Below are 18319 nucleotides of genomic sequence, written 5' to 3' on the forward strand. Positions count from 1 at the left end.
TTCAATATTCTATGTTATTTTACCGCACCGTTGGCGACGCCATCGAAGATGTACCGCTGCAGGAACAGGTACAGGACAACTGTGGGCAGCAGGATCAGCAGAATGGCTGCGCAGATCAGGTTCCAGTCCGCCGAGTTCACGCCCTGGAAGCGCATGAGCACGGTGGTGACGACGCCAAGACTCTGCTTGGGCATGTACAGGTAAGGAATATACATGTCGTTGTAAATGCTGATGGTCTTCAGGATGACCAGAGTCGCCGTCGCCGGCGTCAGCAGCGGGAAGATGATGGAGCGGTAAATTTTAAACAATGACGCGCCTTCCACCATTGCCGCTTCATCCAGATCGACCGGAATGTTGCGGATGAATTGCAGATACAAAATGATCTGAATAACGTCCGCCCCGATGTACAGGATGATCGGCGCCCCCATCGTGTTGTATAGACCGAGACCCTTGATAATGCCGAAGGTCGCAACTTGTGTCGTAATGCTGGGGATGACGGTAGCACCCAGATAAGCGGCGAAGATAACAGGCTTCAGCTTGAAGCTGAAACGGCCGAGTACGTATGCCACCATCGTACCGAAAAGAATGTTCAGCGTCAATGCAACGACAATAATTAAGATGATATTGCCGAAACCGCTGAGCAGACCGCCGCGTTCGAAGACCGTCTTGAAGTTGTCAAAGTTCAGGAAGCTGTTGGGAAGCGCCATCGAGTTGCTGTTGTTGAACTCGTCCGTCGATTTAAAAGCGTTAATGACAACAACGTAGGGTGGAAAGAGGACGACGAATGCTCCGAACAGGAGTGTCAAATATTTCAGAAGATTGATTGGTTTCAACATGGAATCCCGCATTATTTGTCGCCTCCTCTGTTAAGAACAAGCTGCTGAAATCCAAGTACGAGAACAACGAACATCAGCAGGATGATACTCATCGCCGAGGCGAGACCGTAATTATTATAAGCAAAAGCGGTATCGATGACGCGCATAACATACGTCTGGCTCGCTCCCGCCGGACCGCCTTTGGTCAGGACGAACGGAAGGTCGAAGACTTCGAGCGCACCGGTTACGGTGAGGAACAGGTTAAGCTGAATAACCGGCTTCATGTTAGGCAGCGTAATTCTCCACAGCGTCTGCATGGAATTGGCGCCGTCGATCGTGGCCGCTTCGTAAATATCCTTTGGAATGGCCTGAAGAGAGGCGATATAAATGACCATGTTGTAGCCCATGAAGCGCCATAAGCCGGTGGAGGCCAGTGAATAGTTGACCAGGCCCTCTCGGCCAAGCCAGCTTGTTTCACTTAAGTGCGTAAGCCCCAAATTGCTGAGCAGAAGATTCAGCGATCCGTTAGTCGTATCGAACACGAAGCCGAACATGAAAGCAACCGCGACACCGTTCATGATGTAAGGCAGGAACAGGAGGATGCGGAAGAAATACTTCCCTTTCAGCTTACTGTTCAATACGATAGCGAAGTAGATCGCTACAATATTTTGGACAATGCCCATTACGAAATAGGCAAAGTTATGTTCGAAGACTTTGAATATATCCGAGTTCGCAAATACTTCGCGGTAGTTGGCCAGACCGACCCAGGGTTTCTCGGGGCTGTATCCGTCCCAGTTGGTGAAGCTGTAATAGATCAGTTTGATTGCCGGGTAATACGTAAATGTAGCCAGGAGAAGCAGGGGGATAAAGAGAAACGAGCAAATGATCAGTATTTTCTGTTTATTATAAGTCATGGTTCCAAACACTCCGTCTACCTTCTTTCTTGTGAGAGGCTTCCGTTACGGCAAAATGGATTATCCGGGGGTAGCGATAATCCATTTTGCGACGAACGGTTACGAGCTAATTACAACCTGAGCGGCAAATCCCGCCCGATTATTGTCCAAGAACCTGCTTTTTGGCTTTAGCCCAAGCAGTATTCCACTTGTCAAATACAGATTGCGGATCTTTGGCAAGCACGTATTCCTGAATAATAGCCGGAATATCGATTTGTGCCTTGTTTTGAATATCCATAACCTGGGCGTTATCCGGAGTACCTTCCTGCATTTCTACGCCTGTTGCCTGGAATTCCTTCAGCTGTGCCAGGGAAGATTCCTTGTCCTTCAGCGGAGAAATGAAGCCCGCGAAATCTTCAAAGCCGGAATCGGTCAGCATCCATTTCAGGAAAGCCTTGGTTGCTTCAAGATTCTTGCTGTCTTTGTTGATAGCATAGAAGTAGTCAGGAGAGAGAGCGGCTTTCAACTTACCGGAGTTGTCGATCGGAAGCGGGAAGAATCCGATGTCTTCGGATGCTGCGCCAGCGCCGATAACCTGGTTGATTACCCAGTTGCCCAGGAAGTACATAGCGAACTTGCCAGATGCGATGTCCTTCTTGGATTGCTCCCAGTTGGTGGAGTTGATGTCTTTCTCCAGATATCCTTTTTCGTTCAGTTCACGAAGCAGGCTGAACGCTTTGCCGTAGCCGTTATCCGCAGTGAACGGTGTATCGGTATTCAGCTTGGTGTTCGGGAAGTCCGGGTTGTTCTCGATCAGACGCGGCACGTCATATACCCAGTTGTTCAGCGGCCACTTGTCCTTGAAGTTGGAAGCCAGCGGGATAATGCCTTTCTGCTTCAGCTTGTCGCAGGCTGCGAGGAATTCATCCCATGTCTTTGGTACTTCGGTAATTCCGGCTGCTGCGAATGCCTTCTTGTTGTAGACAATACCGGAAGTGGAGTTGCCGGAGGTGATGCCGTACAGCTTGCCGTCAAAGGACTTGAAATCTTTGAACGTAATCTGGTCGTTCATTCCCATGTCGTCCAGCGGTGCGAAGTATTTCGGAAGGTCGGAGTTCGGGATCGTCGGAATGAACATCAGGTCCGGAAGCTCGCCGCTCGCCATTCTGACCTTCATCTGCTGGTTATAGTCAGTTTGGGAACCTTCGAATTCAACTTTGATGTTCGGATACTTCTCGTTGAAGCGCTTTACATATTCGTCGTATTCTTTGCCGATCATGTCCGTCCGGTTCGTCAGGAAGGTAACGGTTCCTTTGATGTCGGAGCCGTCTCCCGCAGGCTTGGCCGAAGCGGAAGCGCTGTCAGTTGCCGCTGCACTTGCCGGAGTCGTTGCCGACGCGCTGCTGTTATTGTTGTTATTGCCTGAACCGCAAGCTGACAAAACCATCGAGAGTGACATTGTTGTAGCTAAACCAAACATTAATGTTTTCTTTTTCACTTCATACTCCCCTTTTCGTTGTGGTGTTAGCGTTTACATCGATTATTATATGGTTTGAAACCGCTTTTTTAAATGGATTGTATTGCACTTTCTTGTCTTTATTTATGGTATTGTCTCTTGAATGATAGATTGCGAATAACAAAATGATAACAAAGTACAAGAAAAATAAGCGGTTACAATGAAATGAAAGCAGCCCATTGCGATTTAAAAAAGACGGCTGATCCCGATTGGAAGCTGCGTACCCGGTTGAGCAGACTATGCTGAAACAGCAATGCCAAGTTAACAACGATAGTATCTCTCGTATCGGAAATTCTATACAGCCGGAAGACGGCTAATGAAATGTGAACGGGACGAACCGGGGACGATACCGGCTTGAATTCGAACGCAGTAGTGTGTATATCCAGTATGTATATCAGAAGACAATGCTACAAACGGTCCACAGGCGACTTGCGGAAGGGATAATATATATGAAGATAAATTTTTCTACAGGTTATACAAATGATGGGATTAATCAGTTTCATCTTCAGACTGGAGACAGCTGCTATACATTGTAATTAAGAACGGCTGCCAGTACACACGTACTGGCGAAGCATACGGCGCGAAGGCCGGCCAACCCACTGGACTGACGGTTAATATGTATTGTCTACATTTACTTTGGATTTGAACATTCAAGTAACGGTAATGGTACTCTAGTGGCGAAAAATGGATTTTTGAAATCACCAGTATTCTTCAATAATATGAAAACGGATTCTAAAGATAAAATGTTTTGCTTGTTAGTTTGTTAATGTTTTGTGAAGAAAGAAAACACAGTCATATAAAAAGCAATACAGACCATGTATTTTTTATATTGATGCTGTTAAGATTCTTCTAAACCGCTTACATAACATTTTAAGTCTTATTAGTGATTGGGGTGATGATAACAAAACAAAAACAAATTTAATATTTGTTATGAAGGCGGAGAAGTTTTTAGCTATCTGAAATAACAGAGCAGGAGGCATACATGAAAAAGTTTCGTAAGCTCGTTGTAACATCCCTGACTGCGGTCATGCTGATGTCGGCTGTTGCACCGGCCATGGCTGAGACCGGAAAGAATACTACGGCTCAAGCTATTGCCGCATCTTTCCAGGATTCGACCGGACATTGGGCGGCATCCAGTATTGCTAAGTGGACGTCGAATGGGGTAATCAGCGGATATGGGGACGGCACGTTCCACCCTAACCAAACTATTACCCGGGCTGAATTTGTAACCGTACTCAACAAGCTGTTTGGACTGTCCGTCAAAGCAACTGCGAATTTCTCCGACGTTCCGACCTCGGCTTGGTACAGTGATCAGCTGGCGATTGCCAAAAATGCCGGATATTATGAAGGCTTCTCCGGTAACAAGGCGTTGGCCACCACGGAGATTACCCGGCAGGATGCGGCCACACTGCTGGCTCGAATCTTTGAGCTGAGTGCAAGCACCTCGCAGACGGCCTCGGTATCCGCATTCAAGGATTCCGGGACAATCAGCACTTATGCAAAGGATGCCGTAGCAGCACTATCGGATGCAATCAAAGGGTACGAAGACGGAAGCTTCCAGCCTAAAGGTAAAATTACCCGTGCTGAAACAGTCGCTTTGATCGATCGGATTGTAAGCGGTTATTTCCCGGGAGCCGGTGAGCAAATCGGCGGGACAGTGGGCGGAAATGCGGTTATCCCGCATGCCGGAACTGTGCTCAAAGATTCTGTAATTAGCAGCAATCTGTATTTGACCGCAGGCATCGGCAGTGGAGACGCCAAGCTGGACGGCGTAACTGTAAAAGGCAAGACGGTGGTTGCAGGCGGCGGGGAGCATACCGTCACCCTCAATAATTCCACTCTGAACGAGCTGGACGTTGACCGCAAGGACGGACGCGTCAGAGTACTGGCTTCCGGAACGACCCGGGTTACCGGGGTAACGGTTAACAGCAACTCCAAGCTTGAGCTGGAGAGCGGTACCGTCATTGACCAGCTGGTGCTCAATGCTCCTTGCGAAATTGTGATTCCGGCGGGAGCGAAGATCGGCACTCTGGTTATTAGTGGTAACGCTGCCAATTCAGTCATTACCGGAAACGGCGATATCGGCACTGTAACCATTAATTCCTCGAGTGTAAGCATTAATGGAACCGTTTTGTCCAACGGAACCGTAAGTGTGGTCGGCGGCAAGATCGTTGCACCTACGGCAACGGCTTCTGCAACGGCAACTCCGGCATCGGGAGGTTCGTCTGGTGCGACTCCAGCACCGTCAGCAAGCCCTGCGCCTAGTGCTACTGCTGAACCTACGTATACTGTGAACCTTTCAGACAAGGATGCTTCTGCCGCCACGCGTTCGTTGTTCGTCTATTTGAACGAGCTCCGCGGCAAGCATATTCTGTTCGGTCAGCAGCATGCGACAGACGAAGCGCTGTCTACTCCGGTTGACGGCATCAAGTCGGACAGCTACGCGGCTGTCGGAGACAATCCGGCTGTATATGGCTGGGACACGCTGAGCCTCGAAGGCTTTGAGAAGCCGGGTTCGCTCACAAACACCTCCGAGCAGAACCGGGATGCATTGATCGCTTCCATGAAGTCGGCCTATGAGTCCGGCGGCGTGCTGACACTCAGCGCACACATGCCGAACTTCGTTACCGGCAATGATTTCTATGACACTACGGGAAATGTAGTTAGCCACATTCTCCCTGATGGAGACAAGAATGCGGAATATAACGCGTTCCTAGACAAGATTGCCGATTTCGCGCTGAATTTGAAAGACGACAACGGCGATCCGATTCCGGTCATCTTCCGTCCGTTCCATGAACAGAACGGCAACTGGTTCTGGTGGGGAGCTACCTTTACAACAAGCCAACAGTATCAGGAAATCTACCGTTACACTGTCGAGTACCTGCGCGACATCAAGGGCGTCCATAACTTCCTGTACGGATTCTCGCCGGGCAGCCCGTTCAACAGCAATGAGGATACCTTCCTGAAAACGTATCCGGGCGATGATTATGTTGACCTCTTCGGCTTCGATACGTATTATGACGGAAACAACCAGTCCTGGTTCGATGGAGTAGTGCGGGATGCCAAGCTGATTTCCCAGCTTGCGGACAAGAAAGGTAAAATCGCCGCGTTCACCGAATTTGGCTACGCCAATGTGAAGCCAACCGGTACGGCCGATCTGAAATTCTATACAAAGCTGGTGGACAAGCTGAAGTCGGACCCTGACTCGGCTCGCATGGCTTACATGCTGACCTGGGCGAACTTCAACTCCAACTCGATTTACGTTCCTTATCGCAATTCGCCGGAATATGGCGATCACGAGCTGCTTCCGGATTTCACGGACTACTACAATGACGAGTACACGTATTTCGACCGTGAGTTGACTGGTGTCTACAACAAAAATGTAGTGACGGAGGAAGAGAAGCCATTCCTGCATATCGTTAGTCCGGTAGCCCAGACTACGATTCAGAAGGATACTACTATAATCCGTGCAAGAATTCTGGAGACGCAGCCAACCCGAGTAGTCTATTCGGTATATGGCTCGGATACCGAGCACGAAATGACGCTGGACAGCCAGGGCTTCTATTCAGCGGCATGGCAGCCAACGGCAGATTTGAACGGCGAAGCAGTACAATTGACGGTGAAGGCCTACGCCGCTGATGGTTCCGTAATTCAGCAAACCATCACGGTATATTTGAACATTATGGAAATCACGCTCAAGCAGTTCACCTTCGATAGCGATATTGCGGGTGTACAGAGTGCAGGTGTATACTCTGCTTCCGGCAACATGACGGCCTCCCTCGAGCACTCTGACTGGAATGGCGACGGCAAACTGCAGGCCAATGTAACAGGTCTCGTCTACGGCGATACCTGGCAGGAAGTGAAGATCGGTCTTCCGGATATCGCAGAGAGCGTTGATCTTAAGAAAGTGAACCGCATTTCCTTTGACGCTTGGATTCCTCTGGCGTCTGGAGAAGAGGCGGCGAAATGGGATATTTCAGCAGCCGCAGATGCAAAGCTAAGTGTATCACCTTCCGGAGAATTCTTTGCCGGTTCGGTCAACCTTAGTGATTTGGAGAAGGTTACAGTCGGTGATGCAGTATATGGCAAATTTACGGCTACAATCAATCTAAGCGACAAAGATGTCACTGACAGTGCAACCGGTCTGGAACTGTCGCTTGTTGGCAAGAGCCTGAATTATGATGGTCCTCTGTACATCGATAACATTCGGCTGATCAATGCTTACACAAGCGCTCCTGCAGACCCGACTCTGGCAGACAACTTTGAGGGTTACAAAGGCAGCGATGCGCTGCTCAGCAACGCATATACGCCTAAAGGCGATGCCAACACCATTACATTGGACGCTGAGCATGCCAAGACTGGCGATTATGCGCTGAAGCTCGATTACAGCTTGGCCGGAGAGGGGTATTCAGGCATTGTCAAGAGCTTGGGATCAGTTGACTGGTCTCAGACCGGCAAGCTGAAATTCTGGATGATTCCGGATGGCAGCAACAACAAGCTCGTCATTCAAGTAAAAGCTAACGGCGTTTCCTATGAAGCCTATCCGTCCCTTCAGGGAACTGAAGCAGGTTGGGTCGAAATTCCGTTCAAGGACTTTACCATAGCTTCCTGGGAAAGTGCGACCAACCAGGCCAAGAAGCTCGACACAGTGAACGCGAAGAAGGTTACCGAGTTCGCGATTTACATTAATCGTCCCGTGGGCAGTACAGCCTCCATGTCAAGCACACTCTACTTCGACGACATTCAAGCTGTTGAGGGAGCGGAAGGTGACATTCCGACAGGTACAGAGGAAGATACCGGTCTGCCAACTGGTACTATTTATGGCTTCGAAGCAGCAGGAGACGTAGAAAACTGGAAAGTTAGCAGTTCGACAAGTGCACAGCCTCCTGTTGTAACCGATGAATTCGCTTCCGAAGGAACGCATTCGCTCAAGACGACATTCACACTGGCTGCCGCCAGCAACTTTGAGTTGACGAAAGAACAAACCTATGATCTCAGTCATTCGAAGACTCTGAATGCAAAGGTTAAAGTGGAATCTGGAACTGTTAATGTCTCCTTGTACATCAAAACTGGTTCTGGATGGAAATGGTACGCAAGTGACGCTGTTGCAGTTGATTCCCAAACAGATGGCTTCACAACAATATCCTTGTCCCTTGCTGGCGTCACAGATTTGAATGATGTTAGAGCAATCGGACTCAAAGTTGAGGGCATTTCCGGTACTACAACATCCACGATTTATCTGGATGAAGTGGCTAACGCCAGATAGTTCCCAACCTAACTAAAAAGATGCAAAAAACAGAGCTGCCGGATTGCCGGCGGCTCTGTTTTGTTCTATAGATAATAGTCCCAAATGAAGGAAAGAATTGACTCCACGACGCTGCCCGCCCCCGATGGAAGGTACCCTAACAAATTTGTCGCTTGCACGTTTGTTATGCAGCCAGTAAGATGAACTATAATATATGCATACGATAACATGTTGACAAAAAGTATGAGGTGCATCCATTTGGCAGGAAAGGTAACCATTCAGCAAATCGCCGATATGGCAGGGGTATCCAAATTCGCTGTGTCGCGGGCGCTATCGGGAAAGAGCGGCGTCAGCGAGAAGACCCGTGCGCATATTGTCCGGACAGCGGGTAATCTGGGTTTCTTCAATACGAACAGAGTCTCGCCGCCATCGGTTCAGGTCCCCCAGACCGCCGGTATAACGGGTACGGTAGTGATTCTGTTTCCAAATATCCGTTATCAGAATGTGGAGAACAAGTTCTGGGGAGTTGTCTTTGAAGGCATATCCAAACGGCTGGAGCATTCCGGTCTCAATATTGTCACGCTGACTCAGCCTTCGGGCGAGAGCATTACGCGGATTCTGAATCCGGAGACGCTGCTCGGCGTAATCGGAGTCGGAACGGTATCGACACAGTCGCTCCTTCAGATCCGCGATTTGAACGTGCCTCTCGTTCTGATCGATCATATTGATCCTGCGGTTGTATGCGACGGGATATTCGCCGATAATTTCGATATGATGCGCAAGCTTATGCTCAAGCTGATCAGCCGGGACTACCAGAAATTCCAGTTCGTCGGCGACCCTTCTTATGCTTATAGCTTCGGCGAGCGCTGGAGAGCGTTCGAGACGGTCCTGGAAGAGTATCGAATTCCTCACCAACAGATGGAAACGCTCCTGAAGTCGGGGAAGAGTGAGTATGATCTCATTATGGACATTCCCCGGGAAGAGCTGCCGGAAGTCTTCATTTGCGCCAATGACAGCATCGCGGTAGAGGTGAGCAAAGCGCTGCGGGAGCGGGGGATTGCAATTCCTTGGGAATGCGCAGTTACCGGATTTGATGATACACCGCTTTCCGAAGACAATGTGCCTCCCCTTACCTCCGTCCATGTTCCCAGAGAGGCGATGGGGGCCAAGGCTGTCGACCGGCTGCTGGAGAGAATACGGAACAAAGAAGATTATTTCGAGAAAATCATGCTGATTGGGGATATCATTTTAAGGGCATCCACGCGCTAATTTGGCGGCTGCTGGCACAGACCGTTCTTCATCATGCCGGAGCTTGAGCCTGTCATAATAATCAGGCGATTTATACTAACAGCATACAAACAGCATCGCCAAATAGCGATGTTCATCGGACAAGCCAAAGGGCTGCATCTCGATTTCGGGGATGCGGCTCTTTATTTTTAATTTTCAAATCTCCAGTATGTATAAGCCTCGCGAGTTGAAAATTCCGGTTCATCAAAGAGAGCGTTGAGGGACATAGTAAATAACGGAAACAGTCTGTCTTGGGAGGCAAGCCATGTCGAATATCATACAAATCTATGCAGGCGATTGGAAGCGGGTATTCAAGGCGCCGATGGCTGCTCTGCTCATTGCCGCCCTGATTGTGCTCCCTTCTGTCTATGACTGGGTTAATGTGGCTGCTGTATGGGACCCGTACAACAACACATCCGGAATCCCGATAGCGGTCGCCAGCCTTGACAAGGGAGCCACTGCCAGAGATATGAGCTTCAATATCGGAGACGAGGTGATCAAAAGTCTTCGCACCAATACCAGTCTTGGATGGCGCTTCGTAAGTGCGCAAGAAGCGGCTGATGGGGTTCGCAACGGGCGCTACTATGCTTCTATTGTCATTCCGGCGAACTTCTCCGCGAGAATGGCGGGAATGCTGGAAGGGCGTTACATCAAACCGGAATTGATCTATACGGTGAATGAAAAAATCAACGCGATCGCGCCCAAGATTACCGCCAAAGGCGCTTCCTCCGTCACCTCGCAAATTGACCGGAACTTCACCGAAACTGTGAGCATGACCGTCCTGTCCGTGCTGAAGCGGGCCGGCAAGGAGTTCCAGTCCGAGCTTCCTGTGATCCGGAGGGTGGAGCAGGGGCTGTTCACGCTTGAAGGGCGGCTGCCCGAGATTGAGAAGGCCGGGAAGACGATCATTAAGCTGGAATCCAAGCTTCCGGAGATGAAGCGGATTGCGGAAGCCGCAGCCGGACTTCAGGCCAAACTGCCGGATGCGGAGCGGGCGGCGTCGGAGCTTCTCCGGCTGGAGGAAAGATGGCCAGCCTTGGAGGAAATCGCCGGGGAATTGCCGTCGCTGGAGGACAGGCTTGCGCAAATCGGACAGGCGTCGGAGCTTGTCGCAGAGCTTGACCAGCATTTCGCGAAGGTCTCCGCGGATCTGGATGAGGCGGAGAGTGTGCTCGCAGCAACTGCCGCCGGTATCGCCGAGGCGCGTAAGCGACTGCCGGAAGCGGAAAGCTCCGGATCGGAGGGGACTGCCAGCGGCCAGAACTCCGGCGGGCAAGCCAATCAAAGCGAAGGAGCGCAAGGAGGTGCGTCGCCAACGGATGTGCTTGACCGGGCATCATCTTCTGCGGAAGCCGGTCTTGCCGGCCTGGAAGAGCTGCGCCCCCGGATTCAAGCTGTCCAAACTGTCATACACGATGCCGCTGACAGCATTGCGCGCCGCCAAGAGGAGCTCGAACCGCTTCTCACGGAAGCTCTGCCTGCGATCCGTGAGGGACTTCCCGCCGCCGGGGAGAAAATTCGCGCTGCTGCGGAATTTGCCAGCAAAGAGCTTCCCGCCGCCAAGGAGTGGCCCGGCGTAATCGCTTCTATCCTTCCAAGCGCGGAGCAGGGTCTCCGCAGAGCTGCCGAAATATCCCGCGACGACCTGCCCGGCCTGGAGAATGCTGTCCGCCGCGCGGCATCCACGGTGAAGCAAATCAAGGGGGAAGTGAATCTGGATGAGATTGCGCAGCTGCTTGGCGGCGACATTCGGACCCAGAGCGATTTTCTGGCTGATCCGGTGTCGCTGAAGGAAGAGAATCTGTTCCCGATTCCGAATTACGGCTCCGCTATGACTCCGTTCTATCTCGTTCTGTCGCTATGGGTTGGAGGGACGCTGATGGTCGCCCTGCTCAAGACTGGCGTTCCCGACCGGGGGAAGGTGTATAAGCCGTACCAGATTTTCCTCGGACGGTTGCTCACTTTTCTGACTGTTGGTCTCCTGCAGGCTTTGACGGCATCTTTGGGCAATCTGTATATCCTTCATGGCTATGCCGCCGCCAAGCTTATGTTTGTTCTCTTCGCCATGCTCGTCAGCCTTGTATTCGTAACGATTGTCTATGCGCTCGTCTCCGTGTTCGGCAATATCGGCAAGGGGATTGCAATTGTCTTCATGGTGCTCCAGTTCTCCAGCTCGGGAGGAACCTTCCCAGTCAGCACGGCAGGACCCTTCTTCCAGATGCTGAATCCGTTCATGCCTTTCACGTATGCCGTCGGACTTATGCGGGAAGCAGTTGGGGGCATTCAGCCTGAAGCTGCAGCTTCGGATGCGCTCCGCCTGGCAGCTTTTGCCCCTATAGCGCTGGTGCTTGGGCTGGCGCTCAAGAAGCCTCTGGAACGGTATATCCGGGCGGCGGCGGAGAAGGCGGAAGCGTCGGAGCTGATCTCCTGACCGGACGTTATGACTGAATATTTTACCAGAAGAGGCGCATATTAACGGAATCCATAATGTCCGCATTATAATGTCCGCATTAATTGAGGTGAGCGACCGTGAACGGTGATAATCCACAATCCGGGGGCCGGCTTGAGGCCGGACTCGATGCCAAGCTGTCTATGATCCGCAGTGCCTTGGGGAACAGCGCCGACCTGATGGTGAAGACGCTGACGATATTGGGCAGCAGGCGGGCGGCTGTCGTATATCTGCAAGGTATGATTGATACTCAATTGCTGCAGATGATTCTCTCTGCCCTTCTTGCGCCCGTCCGGAACGGATTTCAGAGAAGAGAGAACGATAGCCCGGATTGCCCTGCCTGGGATTGGATCACGTATCTGTCCGAGGAAGTGCTGGTTGCGGCGAATTGCCAGCTCCTTGAGGACAAGAAAGAGTTGTTCGCCTATCTGATGGGAGGACGAAGCATTCTGCTGGCAGAAGGAGAACACCGGGCCATTGCCATGGAAACGGGCGGAGGGGAAGAGCGAGCAATTGCGGAACCAACCTCCCAGGCGGTCGTCAGAGGTCCGATGGAGGGTTTCACGGAGAGCATCAGAACCAATCTCGCCCTGGTTCGGAAGCGAATCAAGAATACCGATCTCTGGACCGAGTTCTATCATCTCGGAACCGAGACACAGACGCTGGTAGCGGTGATGTACATGAACGGCATTGTAAGACCGGAGGTGCTGGACGAGCTTCGCAAACGCCTGAACGCAATTGAGATCGACGGAGTGCTGGAGAGCGGATATGTCGAAGAGTTTATCCAGGAAACCTCCTTTACCCCCATTCCCACCGTATTCAATACAGACCGTCCCGATGCCGCCTCGGCGGCTCTGCTGGAGGGCAGAGTCGTGATTCTGGTGGACGGCACGCCCTTTGTGCTGATCGTTCCCGCACTCTTCGTGCAATTCTTCCAGTCGGCCGAGGATTATTACCAGCGTTCGGATATCAGTACACTGATCCGGGTTATCCGTATGGCCGCGTTGTTCATTTCCATGCTGATTCCCGCACTGTACATTTCATTCACCACCTTTCACCAGGAGATGCTGCCGACGCCGATGCTCATTTCGCTTGCGGCGCAGAGAGAGCGTGTGCCCTTCCCGGCATTCGTCGAAGCGCTTCTGATGGAAATGGTCTATGAAGTGCTGCGCGAAGCGGGAATCCGGATGCCCCGTACAGTCGGCCAGGCGGTGTCCATTGTAGGGACGCTGGTCATTGGACAGGCAGCGGTGGAGGCGGGCATCGTCTCCGCCGCTATGGTCATCATCGTGTCCATAACAGCGATCTCCTCCTTCGTTATCCCCTCGGTCAGCATGTCCATAGCCGTCCGCATCGTTCGCTTCGGCATGATGCTGTTGGCCGGAGCCTTAGGACTGGTGGGGATTTTCACAGGCATTGTGCTGCTGATGCTGCATCTCACCAGTCTACGCTCGATGGGTGTCTCGTACATGACCCCGCTTTCTCCCTCGACGGAGGGAGCGTGGAAGGACACCATTCTGCGTGTTCCATGGCCTTTTAAGCGCAAGCGGCCTTCTACAGCCAGACACGGAGACAGAATCCGCCAGCCAAAGGGGCGCAACTCATGATTGAGGGGTGTCTGAAAAGGCTGGTGATCGGCCTGTTGTGCCCGCTGCTGATATGCCTCCCGCTGTCCGGCTGCTGGGACCGGCGCGAACTGAACGAGCTTGCGCTAACCCTTGCACTCGGAATCGACAAGTCGGGAGACCAGTATACATTGTCGGCGCAGGTGGTGGTTCCGGCAGAGATTGCCGCGAATATCGGCGGTACCGGAGCGTCGCCGGTGACGCTGTACCAGGCGAGTGCACCGACTGTCTTTGAGGCGCTTCGGAAGATGACGATCGGCAGTCCCCGCCGTGTCTATTTGGCGCATTTAAGAATTCTGATATTCGGAGAGCAGCTCGCAAGAGAGGGGATCGGAGATGTGCTCGATTTTTTTAACCGGGAGCCTCGGGTAAGAGGGAATTTTTTTGTAATGGTCGCCAAAGGTATGGAAGCGCAAGAGGCGCTGAAAGTCACGACTTCGCTTGAGCGGATTCCCGCCAACAAGCTGTACAATTCGCTAACGGTATCCAACGGCTACTATTCTCCGACATCGACCGTTGATATGCGGGAGCTAATCAATCGGGTTATACAGTCAGGCAAGGAGGCCGTGCTGACCGGCTTGACACTGGAAGGTGACGACAAAATGGGGGAGGACGTCAAAAATATATCGAAGGTGCTGCCTCCGGCAAGGCTGTCCTACCACAATCTGGCTGTCTTCCGCAAAGACAAGCTCGTGGGCTGGCTGGGGGAGGACGAATCCAAAGGGTATAACTACATTACGAATCAGATTCAGAACTCGGTGGGCCATATTAAAATGGACGGCGGTAAAACACTGCTGGAAGCGACGAACAGCCGTACCCGAATCTCAGTCAGCGAAAAGAACGGCAAGCCCGTCTTCGATATACATGTAAAGAATACCGTGAATGTGGACGACAATTCCAGTACTGCGGACGTTACGGAAATGGAAACGCTGCATAGGATCGAGCGGGAATCGGAGGAGAAGATCATCCAGCTTATGAATGCCGCAATCGAAGCGGAGAAACATAGATTGCATTCGGACATTCTCGGATTCGGTGAGGAAATCGCCAGGCATAAGCCCCGTCTCTGGAAAACATTGAAGAATGGCTGGAATGGAAGGCTGGAGGAGCTTGAGGTGAACTGTCACGCGAAAGTTCATATCAACCGGATCGGAACGTCGGGACATTCCGTCAAACAATTCATGGAGGAGGAATAGAGACATGCTGATGGTTACGGTCGTTCTTCTGGCTCTCGCTGCGGGTGCGCGGGAACTGATTCCCCTCATCCGGAAGCGTCTGTTCAAGGATGCCGCCGTATGCGGGGCATTGTCGCTGGCTGCTATCACGTGTGCCGGAGTTGCAGCCAGCGGCAAGGTGCTGCCAAGCCCCCTCCAAATGATATTCGTTCTGTTTAAGCCGCTGCGTCTGCTCATGAGTTCCCTGTTTCCCCCAGCTTGAAAGGATGTGAATACACGTGAACAGCGCTGCCGCTCAAACCATCGGAACACGCCAGATCGGGCTGCTGCTCATCTATGTCATTGTAGGAGACAATTTGTTCACTCTCCCCACAGTCGTTGCCTCTTCGGCGGGAGCCTCGGGCTGGATTTCCGTACTGTCCGGCCTGCCGGTCGGCCTCCTGACGTTATGGCTGATGTATACGCTGTGCCAAAAATATCCCGGGAGCTCCTTGATCGAAATCTCCCGGACGCTTCTCGGCAAATGGGCCGGTAGCCTGGTTGCGGCCTGGTACCTTCTGTATTTCATGATGGGGGCCGCTCTAGTCCTGCGGGAGGCGGTCGATTTTATCAATACGCATGTTCTGACGGATACCCCGATGCGTTTCCTGATGTTTACAGGGACGGTATGCGTGTCCTTTGCGGTCTTGAAGGGGATTGAGCCGATTGCGAGATCGGCGGAGATCTTCTTCTTTACCTTTATGGCGGGACTTCTCCTCATGCTTCTTCTGACGACCAAGGATATCGATACCGGGCATATCTTACCTCTAATGGGTAAAGGGCCGCTTCATATTGCGGAAGGCGCCATGTACTCCATCGCTTACCCGTTCGGCGAAAGCTGCTTCCTGCTGATGCTGTTCCCGTTCATCCGCCACAGCAGGCACACGCGACGGGATTTGCTGATCGCGGGTCTGATCGGCGGGCTGATGCTGCTCTTGGTCGTACTGTGGTGTCTGCTTGTGCTTGGCCCGTACTACACCGGCAATGAATTGTATCCATCCTACATCCTTGCGCAAACCGTCAACATCGGTCATTTTCTCGAGCGGGTGGAGGTCATTCTGGCCATAAACTGGATGTTCGGCGTCTTCTTCAAGTGCACGATATACCAGTTCTCTTTTTTGAATGGACTTGCCCGGCTGTGCAGGCTTCAGGAAGAGAGGCCGCTCGTTATTCCCGGAGCATTCCTGCTGTTTGGGCTCGCTTATGTGATCTCACCGAACATCACGTATTACATGTTTACCATCAATGAGGATTATATCTATTGGGATATCCTGAACGGAATTTTGCTTCCGCTAATTCTCCTTGCCGCCTCCAGATTTCGTCCGAAGCGTTCACGGACCGGGACCGGGACCGAGTCCGAGTCCCAGGCACAGGGATGAGTCTTCTTTTTCGCACCGCCCCGTTAAAAAATTTGTTTCCTTAGCCTCTGCGCTGCCTTATCATCAGTATCAGACCGACTTCAGGATAAAGGTGAGCGCAGGCATGAAACTGTATTTGGAAATTCCGAGGCTGGACCGGCATTTTCCGTTCCGCAGCTTCGTGAACGACGGAGACCGGCTCTGTTATCCACACTGGCACAAGGAAATTGAGATCATTTATGTCAGCAGGGGGACAGTTGACCTTGGCGTGAACGACATGCCCATTCGAATGCAAGAGGGCGATATTCATTTCGTGGCGGGCGGCGATGTTCACTATGTGCTCGTGTCGCCCGGAAGCGAACGGATCATTATTCAGTTCGATTTGACCTTGTTCCAGGATCTCTCAATGCCGGCAGCCGGAGGGTATTCCTTGAGAGAGGTATTCGCAGGGATGGAGCATGCTGGCCGGAATTGGCCGAAGGGGCTGATGGACCGGATGCGAGGGATCATTCTCGATATCCACCGTGAGAATACAAGCCGAAGCGAGGGCTATATCTACATAATCAAGGCAAGGCTGCTGGAAATGCTGGCGCTGTTAATCCGCGAGGTGCCGAGAAGCGGAATGCAGCGGCAGTCCAAATTGTCGGTGCAATCGTCCACCAGGTCCAGGGAAACGCTGGAGAAGCTGCAGCGAATTTTCGCTTATGTCGAGGAACATTACCGCGAACCGGTGACGCTGGGAGAGGTCGCGGGGCATATGGGCTTCAGTCCCTACTATTTTACGAAGCTGTTCAAACGCAGCACGGGGATGACCTTCATCGCTTTCCTTAACGAGTACAGGCTGAGCAAAGCGAAATGGATGCTGCTTAGCGGAGATGCTCCGATGGCGGAGGTTGCGGAGGCCGCAGGGTTTGGGAGCGTCAAAACCTTTCATCATTTATTCAAAGAGTCGGCCGGAATATCACCGATGAAGTACCGAAAGGACAATATCCGGGAATAATTCGGCAGGAATCTTGGAGGAAAGCGCCTTCTCCAGGATGTATGATAAGGATTGTTAATCCATTCACTTGGGAACAGGGGAGAGCAGTCATGTTGAGAGTAACCGTATGGAACGAATTCCGCCACGAACGCGATAGCGAAGCTGTCCGCGCCGTCTATCCGGAGGGCATCCACCGGGTGATCGCAGGCTTTTTGCAGGAGGCGGGGATGGAGGCCGGAACGGCCACGCTGGATGAGCCGGAGCACGGCCTGAGCGAAGAAGTGCTGAACCGCACGGATGTACTGGTGTGGTGGGGCCATGTCGCCCATAAGGAAGTTAGCGACGAGGTTGTGGAGCGCATCCACCGGCGCGTTCTGGAAGGTATGGGGCTGGTGGTGCTGCATTCGGGACATATGTCCAAAATATTCATCAAGCTGATGGGCACAAGCTGTGATTTGAAGTGGCGTGAAGCCGGGGAGAAGGAACGTTTGTGGGTGATGAACCCGAGCCATGACATTGCGGAAGGCATCGATGAATATATCGAGCTGGAGCATGAAGAGATGTACGGTGCGCATTTTGACGTGCCGGCGCCGGATGAATTGATCTTCGTCGGCTGGTTCGAGGGTGGCAATGTCTTCCCGAGCGGTTCCACATACCGCAGGGGGAAGGGTAAGATATTTTACTTCCAGCCGGGCCACGAGACGTATCCAACTTATTATCATCCGGACATTCAGCGGGTGATCGCCAACGGTGTGAAATGGTGCCGTCCGGCTGAACGCGTAAGTCCCGTCTATGGCAATTCGCAGGCGCTTGAGCCGATCAAGAGTGAAATAACGCTGTAACGCAGAGAGTATGCGGCGCAATTTGATATTCTGATTTTAATGCCGGCGGGGAGCTTTGTCCCGGCCGGCTTTTGAGTTGGATGTGGGACGGAGCCGAAA

At 52.1% G+C, this 18319-nt stretch carries 11 protein-coding genes and 1 pseudogene; 9 read left to right on the forward strand and 3 right to left on the reverse strand.

Going from position 1 to position 18319, the window contains the following annotated elements; all coding sequences use genetic code 11:
- Nucleotides 1-14 precede the first annotated feature (14 nt).
- The 3 genes from PSTEL_RS07975 to PSTEL_RS07985 all read right to left on the reverse strand — a co-directional run bounded on the left by PSTEL_RS07975 (nucleotide 15) and on the right by PSTEL_RS07985 (nucleotide 3155).
- On the reverse strand, nucleotides 15-848 hold the full coding sequence (locus PSTEL_RS07975; protein ID WP_052098273.1) for a carbohydrate ABC transporter permease: 834 nt from the start codon (nucleotides 846-848) through the stop codon (nucleotides 15-17).
- Nucleotides 848-1729: a carbohydrate ABC transporter permease gene (locus PSTEL_RS07980; RefSeq protein WP_038700376.1), complete on the reverse strand. Its 882-nt coding sequence runs from the start codon at nucleotides 1727-1729 to the stop codon at nucleotides 848-850. Before PSTEL_RS07980 ends, PSTEL_RS07975 begins: the two co-directional genes overlap by 1 nt.
- A gap of 139 nt (nucleotides 1730-1868) precedes the next feature.
- The gene (locus PSTEL_RS07985; protein WP_245625107.1) at nucleotides 1869-3155 is read right to left on the reverse strand and encodes an ABC transporter substrate-binding protein; all 1287 of its coding nucleotides are present in this window, start codon (nucleotides 3153-3155) and stop codon (nucleotides 1869-1871) included.
- Between the two features lie 1051 nt (nucleotides 3156-4206).
- Here PSTEL_RS07985 and PSTEL_RS07990 point away from each other — a divergent pair.
- The 9 genes and pseudogenes from PSTEL_RS07990 to PSTEL_RS08030 all read left to right on the forward strand — a co-directional run bounded on the left by PSTEL_RS07990 (nucleotide 4207) and on the right by PSTEL_RS08030 (nucleotide 18220).
- Complete coding sequence (locus tag PSTEL_RS07990; RefSeq protein ID WP_038694566.1) at nucleotides 4207-8490, forward strand: glycosyl hydrolase; 4284 nt, start codon at nucleotides 4207-4209, stop codon at nucleotides 8488-8490.
- Nucleotides 8491-8727: 237 nt separating this feature from the next.
- On the forward strand, nucleotides 8728-9738 hold the full coding sequence (locus PSTEL_RS07995; protein ID WP_156995819.1) for a LacI family DNA-binding transcriptional regulator: 1011 nt from the start codon (nucleotides 8728-8730) through the stop codon (nucleotides 9736-9738).
- Nucleotides 9739-10021: 283 nt separating this feature from the next.
- Entirely contained in the window at nucleotides 10022-12187 is a 2166-nt protein-coding gene (locus PSTEL_RS08000; protein ID WP_038694567.1) for a YhgE/Pip domain-containing protein, read from the forward strand.
- A gap of 98 nt (nucleotides 12188-12285) precedes the next feature.
- Nucleotides 12286-13812, forward strand: coding sequence for a spore germination protein (locus tag PSTEL_RS08005; protein ID WP_052098274.1), 1527 nt, complete (start codon nucleotides 12286-12288; stop codon nucleotides 13810-13812).
- The gene (locus PSTEL_RS08010) at nucleotides 13809-15023 is read left to right on the forward strand and encodes a Ger(x)C family spore germination protein (RefSeq protein ID WP_052098275.1); all 1215 of its coding nucleotides are present in this window, start codon (nucleotides 13809-13811) and stop codon (nucleotides 15021-15023) included. Before PSTEL_RS08005 ends, PSTEL_RS08010 begins: the two co-directional genes overlap by 4 nt.
- A gap of 4 nt (nucleotides 15024-15027) precedes the next feature.
- Nucleotides 15028-15264, forward strand: a complete 237-nt coding sequence (locus tag PSTEL_RS08015) for a hypothetical protein (RefSeq protein WP_038694568.1) — start codon at nucleotides 15028-15030, stop codon at nucleotides 15262-15264.
- A 16-nt stretch (nucleotides 15265-15280) separates the two neighbouring features.
- Nucleotides 15281-16420 (forward strand): GerAB/ArcD/ProY family transporter, encoded by a 1140-nt coding sequence (locus PSTEL_RS08020; protein ID WP_038694569.1) that lies wholly within the window; start codon nucleotides 15281-15283, stop codon nucleotides 16418-16420.
- A 103-nt stretch (nucleotides 16421-16523) separates the two neighbouring features.
- Nucleotides 16524-17457 (forward strand): annotated as a pseudogene (locus tag PSTEL_RS08025) (helix-turn-helix domain-containing protein).
- 31 nt (nucleotides 17458-17488) lie between these two features.
- On the forward strand, nucleotides 17489-18220 hold the full coding sequence (locus PSTEL_RS08030) for a ThuA domain-containing protein (protein ID WP_038694571.1): 732 nt from the start codon (nucleotides 17489-17491) through the stop codon (nucleotides 18218-18220).
- The last annotated feature ends 99 nt before the right edge of the window (nucleotides 18221-18319 follow it).

Origin of the sequence: Paenibacillus stellifer, assembly GCF_000758685.1 — a bacterium.
Taxonomy (GTDB): Bacteria; Bacillota; Bacilli; order Paenibacillales; family Paenibacillaceae; genus Paenibacillus_AQ; species Paenibacillus_AQ stellifer.